This is a genomic window from Flavobacterium sp. Leaf82, from assembly GCF_001422725.1.
GTDB lineage: Bacteria > Bacteroidota > Bacteroidia > Flavobacteriales > Flavobacteriaceae > Flavobacterium.
Genome location: NZ_LMMA01000004.1, coordinates 44,794 through 62,669 on the forward strand (window position 1 = coordinate 44,794; position 17,876 = coordinate 62,669).

Sequence of the window (17,876 nt, forward strand, 5' to 3'; positions counted from 1 at the left end):
ATATTGTAGCTGTTTAAGTACAGAAAAGAGTAGGTTTGTATTTGGTTTAGCTCAAAATTAGAATAATATAATAGATTTTTATACTTAGAAAGCTTTTTATAGCTGTAAGTAAAAAAATATAATAAATAAAAAAATAGAATAGTATGTCTGGATTATTGGCCGTTATTGGTAAAGGAAAAGACCCGCAACTCGTAAAAGAGCTTTCTACAAGAATGTCGCATCGTGGTCCCGATGAGAGTGATTTACATATTATGGAAAATGGCAGCATTATTTGCCATGAAAGTTTGTCGATTATCGATTTGAAATCAGGCAAACAGCCTATTCAGGGAACTGGTAAAGCCTGGATGGTACATGATGGAGAAATTTATAATTATCAGGAATTAAAAGACACCGTTTTAAAAGATCACACTTTTAGAACAAAATCAGATTCTGAAGTAATCGTGCATTTGTACGAAGAATTTGGATATAAGTTTTGTAATATGCTCGATGGAGATTTTGCTTTTGTGATTGTCGATGGAGACAATTATATTGCGGCAAGAGATGCAGTTGGTGTTAAGCCTTTGTATTACGGACTTGACGAAAGAGGCAGGATTTATTTTTCGTCAGAAATGAAATCTATTGCAGATCAATGTAAATCATTTTCGACTTTTCCTCCGGGACATTATTATACAGGAAAAACAGGATTCGTAAAATATTATAATCCGGAATATGAAGATCATTCTAATGCTAATAAATCGTTAGATCTGGATCTTGTTCGGGAATCGTTAATCAATGCAACGCGTAAACGTTTAATGAGCGAAGTTCCGGTTGGGGTCTTACTTTCAGGAGGTTTAGATTCGTCATTAACATCTGCAATTGCGGCTCGATTATTAAAAGAAAACGGTAAAAAGCTAAAATCTTTTTCTATAGGTTTAGATGCAGATTCACCGGATAATATTGCAGCAAGAAAAGCAGCTGAATTTTTAGAAACAGAACATCACGAAATACATTTTACAGTAGAAGAAGGTGTTGCTATTTTAGAAAAAGTAATCTATCATATTGAGACTTACGATATTATTTCGGTAAGATCAGGAGTTCCAATGTATTTGTTAGCAAAAGCAATCGCAGATCAGGGTGTTAAAGTAATTCTTTCCGGTGAAGGCGCAGATGAAGTTTTTGGAGGTCATTTGTATTTTAGAAATGCACCTTCTGCAGAGGAATTTCAGGATGAAACGATCGAAAGAGTGCAGAAATTATTTACTGCCGATTTATTGCGTGCCGATAAAACAACAATGGCACACGGATTAGAAGCAAGGATTCCGTTTTTGGACAAAGAGTTTTTAGATGTTTCAATTCGAATTAAAACAGAAGAAAAACAGCCAAAAACATACGATAATGTCGAGAAATACATTTTAAGAAAAGCATTTGATACGCCTGATAAACCATATTTACCAGCAGAAATTTTATGGAGACAAAAAGAACAGTTTTCTGATGGTGTAGGATACAATTGGGTAGATGAATTGATTGAATATTGTGCGGGACAAGTTTCGGACGAGCAATTAGCCGGAGCAAGCACTGAATTCCCTTATAATTCGCCAACTACAAAAGAAGCTTATTTATACAGATCCATATTCCATAAATTTTATCCACAAGTCAGCGCTGCGCAAACAGTTCGAAAATGGATACCAAAATGGCAGGAAAACCAGGATCCAAGCGGAAGAGCGAATGCTGCTCACGTAAAAGCAGATATAGAAATATCAAAAGCCGGAGTAACAGTTTAGAAATTCAAAAAAAATAAATTCTAAAATTATAATTTAGAGTCAAATAACAGAAGTCCGAAACTACATTTCAAGTGTTGGTTTCGGATTTTTTTATGTTATTTCTATTTTTTGAATTTGGAATTTGTGAAAATTAGAATTTAAAGTTGGCTTTTGTCGTTTTTTATGTTTTTTTGCACAATAGTGTTAATAACTTAAGTGCTTTAAGTCGTATTTTAACGGATATATAATTTGCGTTTTTATATATTTGCGTGTTAGACAATAATTACATTTTTTAGAATAAATTATATGAGCGAAGAAATCAAGAAGAACAATTATTCAGCAGATAGTATTCAGGCATTAGAAGGAATGGAGCACGTAAGAATGCGTCCATCGATGTATATTGGAGATGTGGGAGTTCGAGGGCTACATCATTTGGTTTATGAGGTTGTTGATAACTCTATTGATGAGGCGATGGGAGGACATTGTGATACCATTGGTGTTGCAATCAACGAAGACGGTTCAGTAACAGTTGAAGATAACGGTCGTGGTATTCCAGTTGATTTACATAAAAAAGAAGGTGTTTCGGCACTTGAAGTAGTAATGACTAAGATTGGTGCCGGAGGTAAATTCGATAAAGATTCTTATAAAGTTTCAGGAGGTTTACACGGTGTTGGGGTTTCAGTTGTAAATGCACTTTCGGTTCATATGAAATCTACTGTTTTTAGAGATGGTAAAATCTATGAACAAGAATACGAAAGAGGTAAAGCAATTTATCCTGTTAAACAAATTGGAGAAACAGATAAAAGAGGTACACGTCAGACTTTTTATCCTGATGATACTATTTTTACTCAGACTATAGAATTTTCTTATGATACTTTGTCAGCTCGTATGCGTGAGCTTTCTTTCCTGAATAAAGGAATTACAATCACGTTTACTGATAAAAGAGAAGTAGATGAAAAAGGCGAATTTAAAGTTGAAGTTTTCCATTCAGACGAAGGTCTTAAAGAATATATTCGTTATTTAGATGGTAACCGTGAGCCTATTATTTCTCATGTAATCAGCATGGATAATGAAAAAGGGGAGATTCCGGTTGAGGTTGCCTTGATTTACAATACAAGTTATACAGAGAATATTTTCTCATATGTAAATAATATCAACACACACGAAGGAGGAACGCATTTACAAGGTTTTAGAAGTGGTTTAACAAGAACCCTTAAAAAATACGCCGATGCATCCGGAATGTTGGATAAATTGAAATTCGAAATTGCGGGAGATGACTTCCGTGAGGGATTAACAGCTATTATTTCGGTAAAAGTTGCTGAGCCACAATTCGAAGGACAAACCAAAACAAAATTAGGAAACAGAGAAGTAGTTTCTCCGGTTTCTCAGGCTGTTGGAGAAATGTTAGAAAATTATTTGGAAGAAAATCCAAATGATGCCCGAATCATTATCCAAAAAGTAATTCTTGCTGCACAAGCACGTCACGCTGCTAAAAAAGCGCGTGAAATGGTACAGCGTAAAACCGTTATGGGCGGTGGTGGATTACCAGGAAAACTTTCAGATTGTTCTGAGCAGGATCCTGCAAGATGTGAAGTTTACCTTGTCGAGGGAGATTCGGCTGGTGGAACAGCAAAACAAGGTCGTGATCGTAACTTTCAGGCGATTTTGCCATTACGTGGTAAGATTTTGAATGTTGAGAAAGCGATGCACCATAAAGTATTCGAAAACGAAGAGATTCGTAACATCTTTACCGCTTTAGGAGTTACCGTTGGAACTGCAGAAGATAGTAAAGCCTTAAATCTTGAAAAACTAAGATATCATAAAGTAATCATCATGTGTGATGCCGATGTCGATGGTAGTCACATTTCTACCTTAATATTAACGTTCTTCTTCCGTTTCATGAAAGAACTGATCGAAGAAGGTCACGTTTATATCGCAGCTCCACCTTTATACTTAGTTAAAAAAGGAAATAAAAAAGAGTATGCCTGGAATGATGTTCAACGCGATCAGGCAAACGAAAGAATGGGAGGAAGTGCAGGTATCCAACGTTATAAAGGTCTTGGAGAGATGAACGCGGAGCAATTATGGGAAACCACAATGGATCCAAGCTTTAGAACTTTACGTCAGGTAACTATTGATAGTCTGGCTGAAGCAGATAGAGTTTTCTCAATGTTAATGGGAGATGAAGTACCGCCACGTAGAGAATTTATCGAGAAAAATGCAGTTTACGCTAATATCGATGCATAATAAATTTTAATCGTCAATTCGTTTAATTGTTTAAATTTACTTAGACGATTAAACGAATTGTCAATTTATCAAACAAACAAATTAATTAATAACCGATAAAGTATAAAATATGAAAGTTACCATTGTAGGAGCAGGAAATGTTGGAGCTACATGTGCAGATGTTATTTCTTATAGAGGAATTGCAAGCGAAGTAGTGTTGTTGGATATTAAAGAAGGTTTTGCCGAAGGGAAAGCGTTGGATATTATGCAATGTGCGACAAATACAGGTTTTAATACCAAAGTATCTGGCGTAACCAACGATTATTCTAAAACCGCTGGAAGTGATGTAGTAGTAATTACATCAGGAATTCCAAGAAAACCAGGAATGACTCGTGAAGAATTGATTGGTATAAACGCAGGAATTGTAAAAACAGTTGCTGAAAATGTATTGAAATTTTCTCCAAATACTATAATTGTTGTAGTTTCTAATCCAATGGATACTATGACCTATTTAGCTTTGAAATCTACCGGATTACCAAAAAACAGAATTATTGGTATGGGTGGAGCGTTAGATAGTTCTCGTTTCAGAACGTATCTTTCTTTGGCTTTAGATAAACCTGCAAATGATATCTCAGCAATGGTTATTGGTGGTCATGGTGATACGACTATGATTCCTTTAACTCGTTTGGCGTCTTATAACGGAATTCCGGTAACAGAATTTCTTTCAGAAGAAGTATTGCAAAAAGTAGCTGCTGATACAATGGTTGGCGGAGCTACCCTTACAGGTCTTTTAGGAACATCAGCATGGTATGCGCCAGGAGCTTCTGTTGCTTTCCTTGTAGATAGTATTTTAAACGATCAGAAGAAAATGATTGCATGTTCTGTTTTTGTTGAAGGAGAATACGGGCAAAATGATATATGTATAGGTGTACCGTGTATAATTGGTAAAAACGGAGTAGAAGAAATTTTAGACATCAAATTAAATGACCAGGAAAAAGCTTTATTTGCTAAAAGTGCAGATGCGGTTAGAGGCATGAATGATGCTCTAAAATCGATTTTAGTATAAGGATTTTCGAAAAAAAAGGAAAAGACTGCACTTTTGCAGTCTTTTTTTTAAGATTAATTAATAAATAAATTGGTTAATCTTTTCGTTAATTATATATTTGCTCGGTTTAAAAAAAATGTGGTAATTCGTGATCTCGATTTTTTAGTTTTAAAAACTCATGTCAGGACTTATTTTATGGGACTTTAAAACAAAAACAAACAATAAAACATAATTAATTTTTAGTAATAATGCAGAATAAAGGACTTATTAAATTTTTCGCAATTCTATTTGCATTGGTAAGTATTTACCAACTTTCTTTCACTTTTGTGGCAAATAACGTCAAAAGTGAAGCTAAAGCTTTTGCAGGAGATAATCCTGACAAGGAATTAAAATATTTAGATTCTATTGGTAAAGAAAAAGTGTTAAACCTTGGTTTTTCGGATTTTACTTATAACGAAGTAAAAAACAAACAACTTAATAAAGGTCTTGACTTAGAAGGAGGAATCAACGTGATTCTTCAAATTTCTATTAAAGATGTTTTGAAAGGTTTAGCTAACAATTCTAAAAATCCGGTATTTAATAAATCATTAGCTGATGCATCTGCAAATTTAGAAGGAAACAAAACCTATTTAAATAAGTTTTTTGAAGCTTTTGAAGCGAATTCAAACGGAACAGTGAAATTAGCTTCACCTGATATTTTTGCAAACAGAAGTTTACAAGGAGAAGGTGGAATCGATTTTCAAATGTCTGATTCGCAAGTTCAAAAAGTAATTAAAAGAAAAGTTGATGAGTCTGTTGAAAGTGCTTACAAAGTATTGAGAGAGCGTATCGACAAATTTGGTGTTACACAACCAAACATTCAAAAATTAGGAGAAACAGGAAGAATCTTAGTAGAGCTTCCAGGTGCGAAGGATGTTGATAGAATTAAAAAATTATTAGGTGGAAAAGCTCAATTAGAGTTCTGGGAAACTTATAAAGTTGAGGAAATTGGAAACTTTTTAGTTGCTTCTAACGAAGCTTTGAAAAAGACTGAAATCAAAAAAACAGAAACTAAAACTGTTGCTAAAGATTCATTGAATGCTTTATTAACTGATGCTAAAGATTCAGTTGAGACTAAAAAAGGAAACAACCCGTTATTTGACAAAATGTTAGGTCAGGGTGGTGGACCGGTTTTAGGTTATTTTGCAACAAAAGATACTGCTGCTGTAAACGCATATTTTAAAAGAGCAGACATAAGAGTTTTATTGGCTGCTGACCAACATAATGCAAAATTTGTTTGGAGTAAACCAACTACTATAAAAGATGCAAAAGGAAAAGATCTTGAAGCTGTAGAATTATATGCTTTAAAAGGTAACAGAGATAACGTTCCTGCAATGAGCGGTGGTGTTGTAACTGATGCAAAAGATACTTTTGACCAATTAGGAAAACCAGCTGTTTCTATGCAAATGAACAGTCAGGGTGCTAAAGTTTGGGAAGAATTAACAGGTAGAGCTTTCTCTCAAAAAGGATATATTGCTATTGTTTTGGATAACATCGTTTATTCTGCTCCTGGTGTTACAAGTGGACCAATTGCTGGTGGAAGATCTGAAATTACAGGTTCTTTTGATGTTGCTGAAACTAAAGATTTAGCTAACGTATTAAATGCAGGTAAATTACCGGCTTCTGCTGATATTGTTCAATCAACTGTTGTAGGACCATCTTTAGGTCAGGCTGCAATTGATGCAGGTACAATTTCATCTGTATTAGGATTTTTATTAGTTTGTTTATGGATGGTATTCTATTATGGTAAAGCGGGTTGGTATGCTAACCTTGCATTATTATTGAACTTACTTTTCTTATTCGGGATTATGGCAAGTTTTGGTTTTGTATTAACATTACCAGGTATTGCAGGTATCGTACTTACATTAGGTACGGCGGTAGATGCGAATATTATTATATTTGAAAGAGCAAAAGAAGAATTGCGTGAAGGTAAATCTTTAGCTGAAGCAGTTACAGAATCTTACGGATGGCATGGAGCAATGCGTTCTATTATTGATGCGAACGTAACACACGTTTTAACTGGAGCAATCTTGTTTATTTTTGGAACAGGACCAATTAAAGGTTTTGCATTAACATTGCTTATTGGTATTGTAACGTCAATGTTTACATCAATTTTTATCGCTAGAATTTTTATCGACAGAAATATTGCTGGAAAAGCTGATTTGACTTTCTCTACAAATATTACTAAAAACTGGTTTACTAATTTCCACTTTGACTTTATTAAAATCAAAAAATTCACTTATATCTTCTCTTCTATTGTAGTTGTAGTAAGTTTAACTTCTATCTTCTTTGTTAACGGATTAGATGAAGGTGTTGATTTTGTTGGAGGAAGAACTTTCCAGGTTAAATTCGAAAAACCAATTGATGCTACAACAGTTTCAGATGAATTATCTGCAGCTTTTGGAACTCCGGTTGAGGCTAAGATTTTAGGTGATGATGATCAATTAAAAATCACTACAAAATATAAAATTAAAGAAGATGGTGTTGCTATCGACGAAGAAGTGAATCAAAAATTATACGCTGCTTTGCAAAAGTATTACCCAAACACTACTTACGATAAATTCATCAACTCATTTGATGGTAAAAGAATTGGTGTATTACAGGCTTCTAAAGTTGGAGCTTCTATCTCTGAGGATATCAAAACTAACTCATACTGGGCAGTTCTTGGTGCAATGGCGGCTATTTTCTTATACTTAATGGTATCTTTCCGTAAATGGCAATATTCATTAGGTGCGATCGCAGCTGTAGCGCATGACGTTATCTTTGTATTAGGTATCTACTCTTTATGTTATAAATTCATGCCTTTCCACATGGAAATGGATCAGCACTTTATCGCTGCAATTCTTACCGTTATTGGTTATTCTATGAATGATACCGTAATTGTATTTGACAGGGTTAGAGAGTTCATCATTGGTAACCGTAAAGGTACTTTCGAAGATATCGTAAATGCTTCTATTAATACTACTTTATCAAGAACGTTGAATACGTCATTAATGATGATCATTGTATTATTGACAATGTTTATCTTTGGTGGAGAATCTATCAGAGGATTTATCTTCGCGATGTTAGTAGGTATTGTTGTAGGAACTTACTCTTCATTATTTATCGCTACACCAGTATTGGTTGATACGATTTCAAGTGATGAGAAACATACAATCGAAGAAAAACACAAACAAGCATAATTGCAAGTTTATATAAATTAAAAAAGATCCAGCGAAAGTTGGATCTTTTTTTTATGTTATAAAATATGATAAGTTCTAAATTTTAAACTCCAATTTACGGAATACGGAGGTAATAATTTAGTTTTGTTTATTAAGGCTTTCTATTTTGGTTATAGTAAAAGGTTCAATCTTGAAAGCTGATTTAATTTACATTTAGAGGTTGAAATCAAAATTGTGGGCAGCTTGTTTTTATACAAAACATCACAATCATTGTCATTTCAACAAAGGAGAATCTCGTCGAGGAACTGTTCTGATGATATCTTTATCAGGATATTCAATATATTATTAGTCCTGAATTACGGGTTTAGAGTATTCAATTTAAGAATAAAAACTTCGAAACAGGTTAGATGTTATCTATAAAGAAAAAGCCCAATATCGTGAAGATATTGGGCTTTCTATATTTTGAATACTTTTTTTTATGATTCAGATAATGGGTTTCTTTGTGCTCTAATAACAAAGAATAGCCCAATAATGATAAAAGGAATACTCAGCCATTGTCCTGTTGAGAAAATGCCTAATTCGTTCTCAAAACCTCCCTGACTTTCTTTTACAAATTCTACTATAAAACGTACTACGAATAAAAGAACAAGGAAAGAGCCAAATAATAATCCTGATTTAAGTCTTGCATTTGTTTTCCAGTACATAAAGAAAAGAACTGCAAAAACAAAAATATAAGCGATTCCTTCGTATAATTGAGTTGGATGTTTTGAAGGCACCTGAGCTAATAAATCAGCAAATTTAGGATCTGTAGCAATTGCTGTGTAAGCTGCTTTTGGATCTGCGATTTGTGTTGCATTTACAGCTTCTGATTTACTGAACTGATCGTGTAAAAAACGGATTCCAAATGCTGAATCAGTAGCTTTTCCTATGATTTCAGAATTAAAAAAGTTCCCTAAACGAACAAAGATAGCGCCACTTGCAACCGGAATTACAACACGGTCTAAAATCCATAATAAAGGACGTTTTAAGATCATTTTACTATAGTAATACATCGCAACAATAATCGCAATTGCTGCTCCGTGACTTGCTAATCCCTGAAAACCTGTAAACTCAAATTTTGGTTCAAATCTAACCGGTAAAAAGATTTCAAGTAAATGATTTCTAAAATATTCCCAGTCATAGAACAAAACATGTCCTAAACGTGCTCCTATCAAAGTAGCTAAAACAGTCCAGACAAATAAAGAATCTAATTTCTCTAGTGATTCATTTTCGCGTTCAAAAATCTTTTTCATTATGAACCAGCCTAAACCAAAAGCGATTACGAACATTAAACTGTAGTAACGAATCATAAAAAATCCTAAATCGATTCCTTCAGAAGGATTCCAAATGATATTTGAGGAAAGTGTCATATTTTAAATTGTTTTTTGTGTGTAAAAATAAATATTAAAAGCAAAGAAGCTGTTTATATAAAGTTAATGTTTGTGTGAACATTTCTTTTCAGGAACAGGGTCATAACCGGTTCTTCCCCATGGATTACAACTCAAAATTCGTTTGATTCCCAGATATCCGCCATACAGTAATCCATGAGTTTGCAATGCCTGAATCATGTAAGTCGAACACGTAGGTTCGAATCTGCAGCTTGCCGGTGTAAAAGGCGAAATTGCAGTTTGATAAAAGCGAACTAATAAAACAAATGGAGTAGTTACTTTCATGATTTATTAGAAAATGAATTGATTATATAGAAAAGCTTGTGCCTTCTTTTCCGTCTTTTAACTGAATCCCCAAAGCAATCAACTGATCACGAATCTGGTCAGAAAGAGCAAAATTTTTATCTGCTCTGGCTTGATTTCTCATTCCGATAAGCATGTTTACGACACCTTCTAATTTATCATTATTAGCATCGGCACCTTTGTCATCGCTTAAGCCCAAAACATCAAATACAAAAGCATTTATTGCAGTTGTAAATAAAGCTAAATCTTCGGCAGAAATCGTTTCTTTTCCTTCTTTCAATAAATTGATATAACGAACAGCTTCGAATAGTTGAGCGATTAAAATTGGCGTATTAAAATCGTCATTCATAGCATCGTAGCACAATTGTTTCCAAGACGCAATATCAATAGAACTTGTTGCGCTTGCAGAAATACCCGGCAAAGCATCAACAGCTTCCATTAATCTTTTATATCCTTTTTCGGCAGCAACAATCGCATCGTCAGAAAAATCCAGAATACTTCTGTAATGCGCCTGTAACATGAAAAAACGAGTTACAGATGCAGAGAAAGCTTTGCTTAAAATAGTATTGTCTCCGCTTAAAATCTCTCCTGGAAGAATATTGTTTCCAGTAGATTTTGCCATTTTTTTACCATTTAAAGTAAGCATATTGGCATGCATCCAGTAATTTACCGGAGACTGACCTGTACAAGCTTCGTTTTGTGCGATTTCACATTCGTGATGTGGGAATTTTAAATCCATTCCGCCACCGTGAATATCAAAATGATTCCCAAGATATTTGGTACTCATTGCAGTACATTCAAGATGCCATCCCGGAAAACCGTCACTCCACGGCGAAGGCCATCTCATGATATGTTGTGGTTCTGCTTTTTTCCAAAGCGCAAAGTCCTGCGGGTTTCTTTTGTCAGACTGACCATCAAGATCACGGGTATTGGCTAACATATCTTCGATATTTCGACCGCTTAAAACGCCGTAATTGTTGGTTTCATTATATTTTACAACATCAAAATAAACAGATCCGTTTGCTTCATAGCCAATTCCGGTATCAATGATTTTTTTTATGATTTCGATTTGTTCAATAATATGTCCTGTAGCTGTAGGCTCAATACTTGGCGGTAAAAAGTTAAAAGATTTCAAAATATCATGAAAATCTACCGTATAGCGCTGTACAACCTCCATAGGTTCTAATTGCTCTAAACGTGCTTTTTTAGCGATTTTATCTTCACCTTCATCAACATCATCTACAATATGTCCAACATCTGTAATATTTCGAACATAACGTACTTTGTAATCCAGGTGTAAAAAATACCTGAATATCACATCAAAAGACATAAAAGTTCGAACATTTCCTAAGTGTACATTGCTATAAACCGTAGGTCCGCAAACATACATTCCAACATTTCCTTCATGAATAGGGTTGAAACTTTCTTTTTCACCCGAAAGTGAATTGTATATTTTTAGATGTTGATTTGTATATAATGGCATTGTATAAATGTTTGTTGATGTTTTAGGAGCTAATCCTGCTATTCGCTATATCTTTTATGGTGAACCCCACCATAAAAGGATGTCGCTGCTATCAGGGCTAGGCCATAAATATAATAGAAATTTTGTGTAAAAACTAAAACTGTGTGTCTAACTTGATGTAATCTAAAAATTCTCTTTTAGTTTGAGGATCTTTAAATTTACCACCAAATTCAGAGGTTACAGTGCTGCTTTCGATATCTTTAATACCTCTTGAGTTTACACAAAGGTGTTTGGCATCGATCACGCAGGCAACATCTTCAGTACCTAAAGCTTTTTGTAATTCCTGAACAATTTGCATAGTCAAACGCTCCTGAACCTGAGGTCTCTTTGCGTAATATTCTACGATTCGGTTCATTTTTGATAAACCAATAACTCTTCCGCTCGAAATATAAGCAACGTGGGCGCGCCCTATAATTGGTAGTAAATGGTGTTCGCAGGTAGAATAAACGGTAATGTTTTTCTCGACTAACATTTCACCGTATTTATAATTATTATCAAAAGTAGACGCTTTTGGTTGTTTTGAAGGATTTAAACCACCAAAAATTTCCTTTACAAACATTTTTGCTACTCGGTTTGGAGTACCTTTAATGCTGTCATCTGTTAAATCCATACCTAAAGTCTGTAGGATGCTTTCAACATCTTTTTTTATTCTTTCTATTTTTTCATCATCACTTAAGTCAAAAGCATCCTGTCTTACAGGGTTTTGAGCGTTGCTGCTAAAATGATTGTCTCCTGTTTCGTCTAAAAAATCTTCGTTATTTATCATTAAAAACTACTATTAGTATGGGTATATCTTTTTAAGGCGGTAAAGATAATTAATAAAAAGCAAACCTTTTCTATGGTTTTTACTATTTAATTGATGGTTTTTAGATATAATTTAAATTAAAACCAAAATGCTGTTTTTTTAAAATACAAAAGACAATAACATAGCGTGTTATTGTCTTTTTGAAAACTTTTATTATTTGTATTTTATTTTTTGTTATAGACCAAAAGTGCTTCTTTTAAAATGTTTACGGCACTTACTAAATCTTTTTTATTTAGCACATAAGCAATTCTGACCTGATTAAGTCCCATTCCCGGAGTCGAATAAAATCCGGCAGCAGGAGCAACCATAACCGTTTCGCCGTTAAGATCATAAGTTTCAAGAAGCCATTGTGCAAAATCATCAGCATTATCGATTGGCAATTGTGCAATGCAATAGAAAGCGCCTTTTGGTTTGGTAACAATTACACCTTCAATTTTATTCAATTCGGTAATCAGAGTATCACGGCGACCTTTATATTCGGCAATTACATCATCAAAATAACTTTGCGGCGTATCTATAGCAGCTTCGCAGGCAATTTGCTCAATTGTAGGCGGACTCAAACGCGCCTGTGCAAATTTCATAACCGTTGCCAGCACCTCCTTATTTTTAGTAACCAGACAACCAATTCTTGCGCCACACATACTGTAACGTTTAGAAACAGAATCGACCATGATTACGTTTTGTTGCACATCTTCAAGATTCATCACAGAATAGTGAACATCATCACCATCGTATAAAAACTCACGATAAACCTCGTCAGCAATTAAATACAAATCATGTTTTTTAATTAAACCTGCTAATTGTTTTATTTCGGCTTCAGAATATAAATAACCAGTTGGATTACCGGGATTACAAATCAATATTGCTTTTGTTCTTGACGTAATCAACTTTTCGACAGTTTCGATACTTGGCAAAGCAAAGGCACTTTCGATAGTCGAAATTACCGGAACAACAGTTGCGCTCGTAGACGAGGCAAAGGCGTGATAATTAGCATAAAAAGGTTCCGGAATAATAATTTCATCTCCCGGATCTGTAATTGTGGCCAATGCAAACAATAAGGCTTCAGAGCCACCAGTAGTAATAATGATGTCTTCTGAGTTAACATTTACGTTTTGACGTTGGTAAAATTGAGCTAATTTTTTTCTATAACTTTCATATCCGGCAGACGGACTGTATTCGATAATAGTTTTGTCAATATTTTTTACCGCCTCGATGGCCACTTCGGGTGTCTTGATATCCGGTTGACCAATGTTTAAGTGATACACTTTTTTCCCTTTTTGTTTTGCAGCATCTGCAAAAGGAGCAAGTTTACGTATCGGAGATTCGGGCATGTTTCTGCCTTTGAGTGAAATTGTTGGCATGAGTTTAATTATTGAAGTGCAAATTTGCATTTTTTTTTCGAATTTAACGTAAACATTACGGGTACTTATTAAAATGTAACAATTATCAATATTTTTAGTAATTTTATCATAAAATATTATCAATGAAAAAATATTTCATGTTGTTTTTTGGGCTTTTGGCATCTTTGCCAATGATGTCTCAAGTCGATTTCTTGATCGAAAACCACAGTAAGAAGGTTACAATTCCTTTTAAATTGATAAATAATCTTGTTTTTATTCCTATTAAAGTAAACGGTATCGAACTTAATTTCTTGCTGGATTCCGGTGTCGAGGAAACCATCTTGTTTAGTATGGAAGAAAAACAGGAAGTTAGTTTTAAGAATGTAGAAAAAATAAAACTAAAAGGTTTAGGAAGCGAAGAAGAGATAGAAGGACTAAAATCTGCCAACAACATTTTAGAAACCCATGGCTTAAAATCAAACAGCCAGTTGGTTTATATTATTTTAGATCAGAATTTTAATCTGTCGTCTCATATTGGTATTCCCGTAAATGGTATTATTGGTTATAAATTTTTTAGAAATAATATTGTTGAAATCAATTACCAGAAAAAAAGACTGGTGGTTCATGCCAATAATGAAGAAACACGTAAAAGACTTCAGAAAAAATTTAGAGCAATACCAATAACCATAGAAAGATCCAAACCTTATATTTATACAACTGCTGTTGTTGATACTACTAGGGTCGAGGCAAAATTACTAATTGATGTTGGTAATAGTGATGCTTTCTGGATTTTTGAAAATAATAAAATTAAATTGCCTAAAAAGAATTTTCCTGACTTCCTGGGCAAAGGTTTTAGTGGAGATATTGAAGGACATCGGGCTAAAATCGATAATTTTTTAATCGATGAATTTAACTTTAAAAAACCAATCGTTTCCTTTCCGGATTCAAGTTCCATTAAAAACGTAAAAATGGTTCCGGACCGTATTGGTTCTGTTGGCGGAGAGGTTTTAAAACGGTTTACAGTAGTTTTAGACTATGCAGATAAGATGTTATATCTTAAAAAAAACAATAAATTTTCAGAACCTTTCAGTTATAATAAAAGCGGAATCACGATTCAGCACAACGGGCTTCAATGGGTTCAGGAAACCGTTCATTTAGAAACCGTAAAAGTCGTTACAACAATTGAAGAAACAGGGTATAATGATAAAAAAGATGGTAATTTTAAATATAAATTTTCATTAAAACCAATTTATGAAATCGTAAATATCCGCAAAAATTCAGCTGCTGAAAAATGCGGATTACAAAAAGGAGATATTATTGTTAGAATAAATAATAATGTTCCTTATAAATATTCTTTGCAGCAAATAAACGCCCTTTTAAAATCTGAAGAAGACATTTGGATTACCCTGGAAGTTGAACGAAATAGTCTTATTTTAAAATTTAGATTTAAGCTTGAAGATGAGCTGTAAAATGCTCAGCTAGAATAATTTAAAATTTTAAAGTAAATGACACATTATTGCTATTTATTTTGAAAGATGTTTGAGTTTTGTGAAAATTTAACTATTAAATCATGTTTTTTGTTTAATGAACGTTATTATTTTATTATGTTTATAAAAAAATAACACTTTATGGTTAAAAAATACTTTAATTTCTTACAATTTGTATTGTTTTTTATTTTTTTATCGGTTTTACCTTCACAAATGTCTGCACAATGTGCGGGAAATGATGGAAGCAAAGTAATTTGTGATATTGAGAATTCTGTAAACCAATCAATATCCTTATTTTCCTTATTAGGCGGAACACCAACTCCGGGCGGAACCTGGTCTGATGATAATAAATCAAGAGGACTAGACATTACGACGGGAATCTTAAACGGACAACTTATACGCAGTGGTGGAATTTATCATTATACGTATACAGCTCCAGCTGTTGCCGGATGTACAGATAATAAATCGACCGTTACAATCACAATAGGTGCATATCCGGGAGTTCCGGCTCCTTTTGCAACAGTATGTAGTTCTGAGAACACATTCAACCTTTTTACAGCATTTAACAGTACTGTAATGGGACCACACTCAAACGGAAGCTGGAAGAATAGTTCAGGAGGATCTGTAGATGCAGTAATTCCAATTACGGGTATGCAAGGATCGTTCGATTTTATTTATACAGTTCCTGCAGTTCCTGCCTGTGAAACAATACCGCCGTCGGTAACTGTAACAGTAACGATTTTTAAAGCACCAGAACCCGGAACAGCGACTGATTTAGTATTATGCGGAGATACAGATTTAGGGGCTTATACTAATTTAGACCTGCACAGTTTACTTGCCGGAGAAGATTTGGGAGGCGAGTGGGATGGAACTGGATTAACTTCATTAACAGATCATGAGATAAATCTTCAGGAAGTATTTGACAATAATGGTCCCGGAGATTATATTTATACCTACACAGTTCGATCTTTTCCTGATAATAGAATTTGCCCTGATAAAAGCGTACCTATAACCATTACGCTCGAAAAAAGACTTGATTTTACAGGAGCAAAAATCGAATTATCGTCTGATATATGCGAGGATAAGATTCCTACAGCCACATATTCGGCTACAATTACGCGAGGACCAGAATTGGTTCCTGACGGAGAATATAAAATCACTTTTAATGTATCAGGACCAAATGGAGGATTAGAAACTGTAACTGCAAATTTTGTAAACGGTGTAGTTAGTTTTCCGGTTAAATCTTCTTATTTTCAACAAGTAGGTACCTATATAATAAATGTTACCGGAATTGCTGCCACGACTGGAAAGCAAGCCTGTAGAAATATTATCAATAATTTATCTGATGATTTAAAAATTAATGCATTGCCTCATTTAGACGGTGCAGTTTTAACTGCAGAAACCGTTTGTCAGAATAAAAATTCAAGGGTTCAAATTACAAATGCATCACAATTAGCAAATGGCAATTATGATATTATTTATAATGTAACCGGAGATAATTTTGCAACAGGACTTTCTGCCAATATTCAGGTAACGGGAGGTAATTCGATTTTTGTTATTCCGGCAAGTGTCAATAGAAATAGCGGTACATCGACAATAACGATTATTAAAATAACCAATACGGCTACAGGTTGTACCAATGTTGCGAATGCTCAGGGCAATTTAATTATTAATCCTTTGCCCAATGCAGCAACTGTAAGTGTTCAGGTAAATAATTTTTGTTTAAATGATCCTGTTTCAGCTGTTGTTTCCGGATTAGGAAATCTAACAGATGCAACACTTTCGTACACACTTTCAGATAGTAATTCTTCGACAGTACAAACGATTATTTTAGCTGTTACAAACGGAAGCGCCAATTTTGTGATTCCTGCAGGTTTATTGCTTAACACAGGTTCTACAACGATTACAGCTAATAATTTAATAAACAATATAACAACTTGCGACGTTAATTTAAATAATGTCTTTGATACCTTTTTAATAAATCCTATTCCGGCTGCACCAGTTGCCGGAGATCAGGAATTTTGCAAAGTAGAGCGCGCATCGATAGCAAATTTAGTACCACGTGGTTCTCAATATAAATGGTATAATTCTGCAACATCTGTAACGGCTCTGGCAGATACTTATATTCTAAAAACAGAAAATTTGTATGTAAGAGAAACTTCCTCTTCAAATTGTACATCTGCGCCCACAATGATTTCGGTTTTAGTAAATGATACACCGGCTCCAACTTTAAATCAGGACGGACAAAATTTTTGCGGTCTTGCAAATCCTACGATTGCAGATTTATCAAATTCAACCAATGTACCTTCAACGGTTGCCTGGTACGATGCTGAAAACAACGGAAACTTATTAGCGTCTACATCTTTACTTGTTCATAATGCTACTTATTACGGATTTGATCTTTCGACTGTAACAGATTGTATATCTGATGCCAATCTTGAAGTAAAAGTTTCCTTAATTGATTGTGATGTCTCGCAATATGATTTTTTTATTCCTGACGGATTTTCGCCAAATGGAGATAATGTAAACGATACTTTCAAAATTCCGGATATCGAATATTTATACCCCGATTATACAATTGAAATCTTCAACAGATATGGAAATGTAATGTTTAAAGGAAATGCAAATAAACCCAACTGGGACGGAAGAAATTCTGAATCGGCAGGTTTTGGAGACGGAATAGCGCCAAACGGAGTCTACTTTTATATTGTCAATTTTAATAAAGACAATAGAAAAGCGCAACAAGGGCGACTTTACCTAAATAGATAATTCCTTTTTATAT

The 17,876-nt window shown here is 34.2% G+C and carries 11 protein-coding genes; 6 read left to right on the forward strand and 5 right to left on the reverse strand.

The window, feature by feature from the left end:
- Positions 1 to 143: 143 nt before the first annotated feature.
- The 4 genes from asnB (at position 144) to secDF (ending at position 8,231) form a co-directional block, all read left to right on the forward strand.
- On the forward strand, positions 144 to 1,760 hold the full coding sequence (gene asnB, locus ASF10_RS05095; protein ID WP_056246263.1) for an asparagine synthase B: 1,617 nt from the start codon (positions 144 to 146) through the stop codon (positions 1,758 to 1,760).
- Positions 1,761 to 2,045: 285 nt separating this feature from the next.
- Positions 2,046 to 3,986, forward strand: coding sequence for a DNA topoisomerase (ATP-hydrolyzing) subunit B (gene gyrB, locus ASF10_RS05100; protein ID WP_056246266.1), 1,941 nt, complete (start codon positions 2,046 to 2,048; stop codon positions 3,984 to 3,986).
- Between the two features lie 109 nt (positions 3,987 to 4,095).
- Positions 4,096 to 5,031, forward strand: a complete 936-nt coding sequence (mdh, locus tag ASF10_RS05105; RefSeq protein ID WP_056246268.1) for a malate dehydrogenase — start codon at positions 4,096 to 4,098, stop codon at positions 5,029 to 5,031.
- Between the two features lie 227 nt (positions 5,032 to 5,258).
- Complete coding sequence (gene secDF, locus ASF10_RS05110) at positions 5,259 to 8,231, forward strand: protein translocase subunit SecDF (protein WP_056246271.1); 2,973 nt, start codon at positions 5,259 to 5,261, stop codon at positions 8,229 to 8,231.
- Positions 8,232 to 8,686: 455 nt separating this feature from the next.
- Here the strand turns inward: secDF and lgt are convergent, their stop codons facing one another.
- The 5 genes from lgt to ASF10_RS05135 all read right to left on the reverse strand — a co-directional run bounded on the left by lgt (position 8,687) and on the right by ASF10_RS05135 (position 13,628).
- Positions 8,687 to 9,619, reverse strand: coding sequence for a prolipoprotein diacylglyceryl transferase (lgt, locus tag ASF10_RS05115; RefSeq protein ID WP_056246275.1), 933 nt, complete (start codon positions 9,617 to 9,619; stop codon positions 8,687 to 8,689).
- Positions 9,620 to 9,682: 63 nt separating this feature from the next.
- The gene (gene yidD / locus ASF10_RS05120) at positions 9,683 to 9,922 is read right to left on the reverse strand and encodes a membrane protein insertion efficiency factor YidD (protein ID WP_056246277.1); all 240 of its coding nucleotides are present in this window, start codon (positions 9,920 to 9,922) and stop codon (positions 9,683 to 9,685) included.
- A 22-nt stretch (positions 9,923 to 9,944) separates the two neighbouring features.
- The gene (cysS, locus tag ASF10_RS05125) at positions 9,945 to 11,423 is read right to left on the reverse strand and encodes a cysteine--tRNA ligase (RefSeq protein WP_056246280.1); all 1,479 of its coding nucleotides are present in this window, start codon (positions 11,421 to 11,423) and stop codon (positions 9,945 to 9,947) included.
- A gap of 133 nt (positions 11,424 to 11,556) precedes the next feature.
- Positions 11,557 to 12,228 (reverse strand): GTP cyclohydrolase I FolE, encoded by a 672-nt coding sequence (gene folE, locus ASF10_RS05130; protein WP_056246282.1) that lies wholly within the window; start codon positions 12,226 to 12,228, stop codon positions 11,557 to 11,559.
- Between the two features lie 203 nt (positions 12,229 to 12,431).
- The gene (locus ASF10_RS05135) at positions 12,432 to 13,628 is read right to left on the reverse strand and encodes a pyridoxal phosphate-dependent aminotransferase (protein WP_056246285.1); all 1,197 of its coding nucleotides are present in this window, start codon (positions 13,626 to 13,628) and stop codon (positions 12,432 to 12,434) included.
- A 122-nt stretch (positions 13,629 to 13,750) separates the two neighbouring features.
- Between ASF10_RS05135 and ASF10_RS05140 the strand changes: the two genes are divergently transcribed.
- Together ASF10_RS05140 and ASF10_RS05145 are read left to right on the forward strand one after the other, a co-directional pair.
- Positions 13,751 to 15,076: a PDZ domain-containing protein gene (locus tag ASF10_RS05140; protein ID WP_056246288.1), complete on the forward strand. Its 1,326-nt coding sequence runs from the start codon at positions 13,751 to 13,753 to the stop codon at positions 15,074 to 15,076.
- 159 nt (positions 15,077 to 15,235) lie between these two features.
- On the forward strand, positions 15,236 to 17,863 hold the full coding sequence (locus ASF10_RS05145) for a gliding motility-associated C-terminal domain-containing protein (RefSeq protein WP_056246291.1): 2,628 nt from the start codon (positions 15,236 to 15,238) through the stop codon (positions 17,861 to 17,863).
- The last annotated feature ends 13 nt before the right edge of the window (positions 17,864 to 17,876 follow it).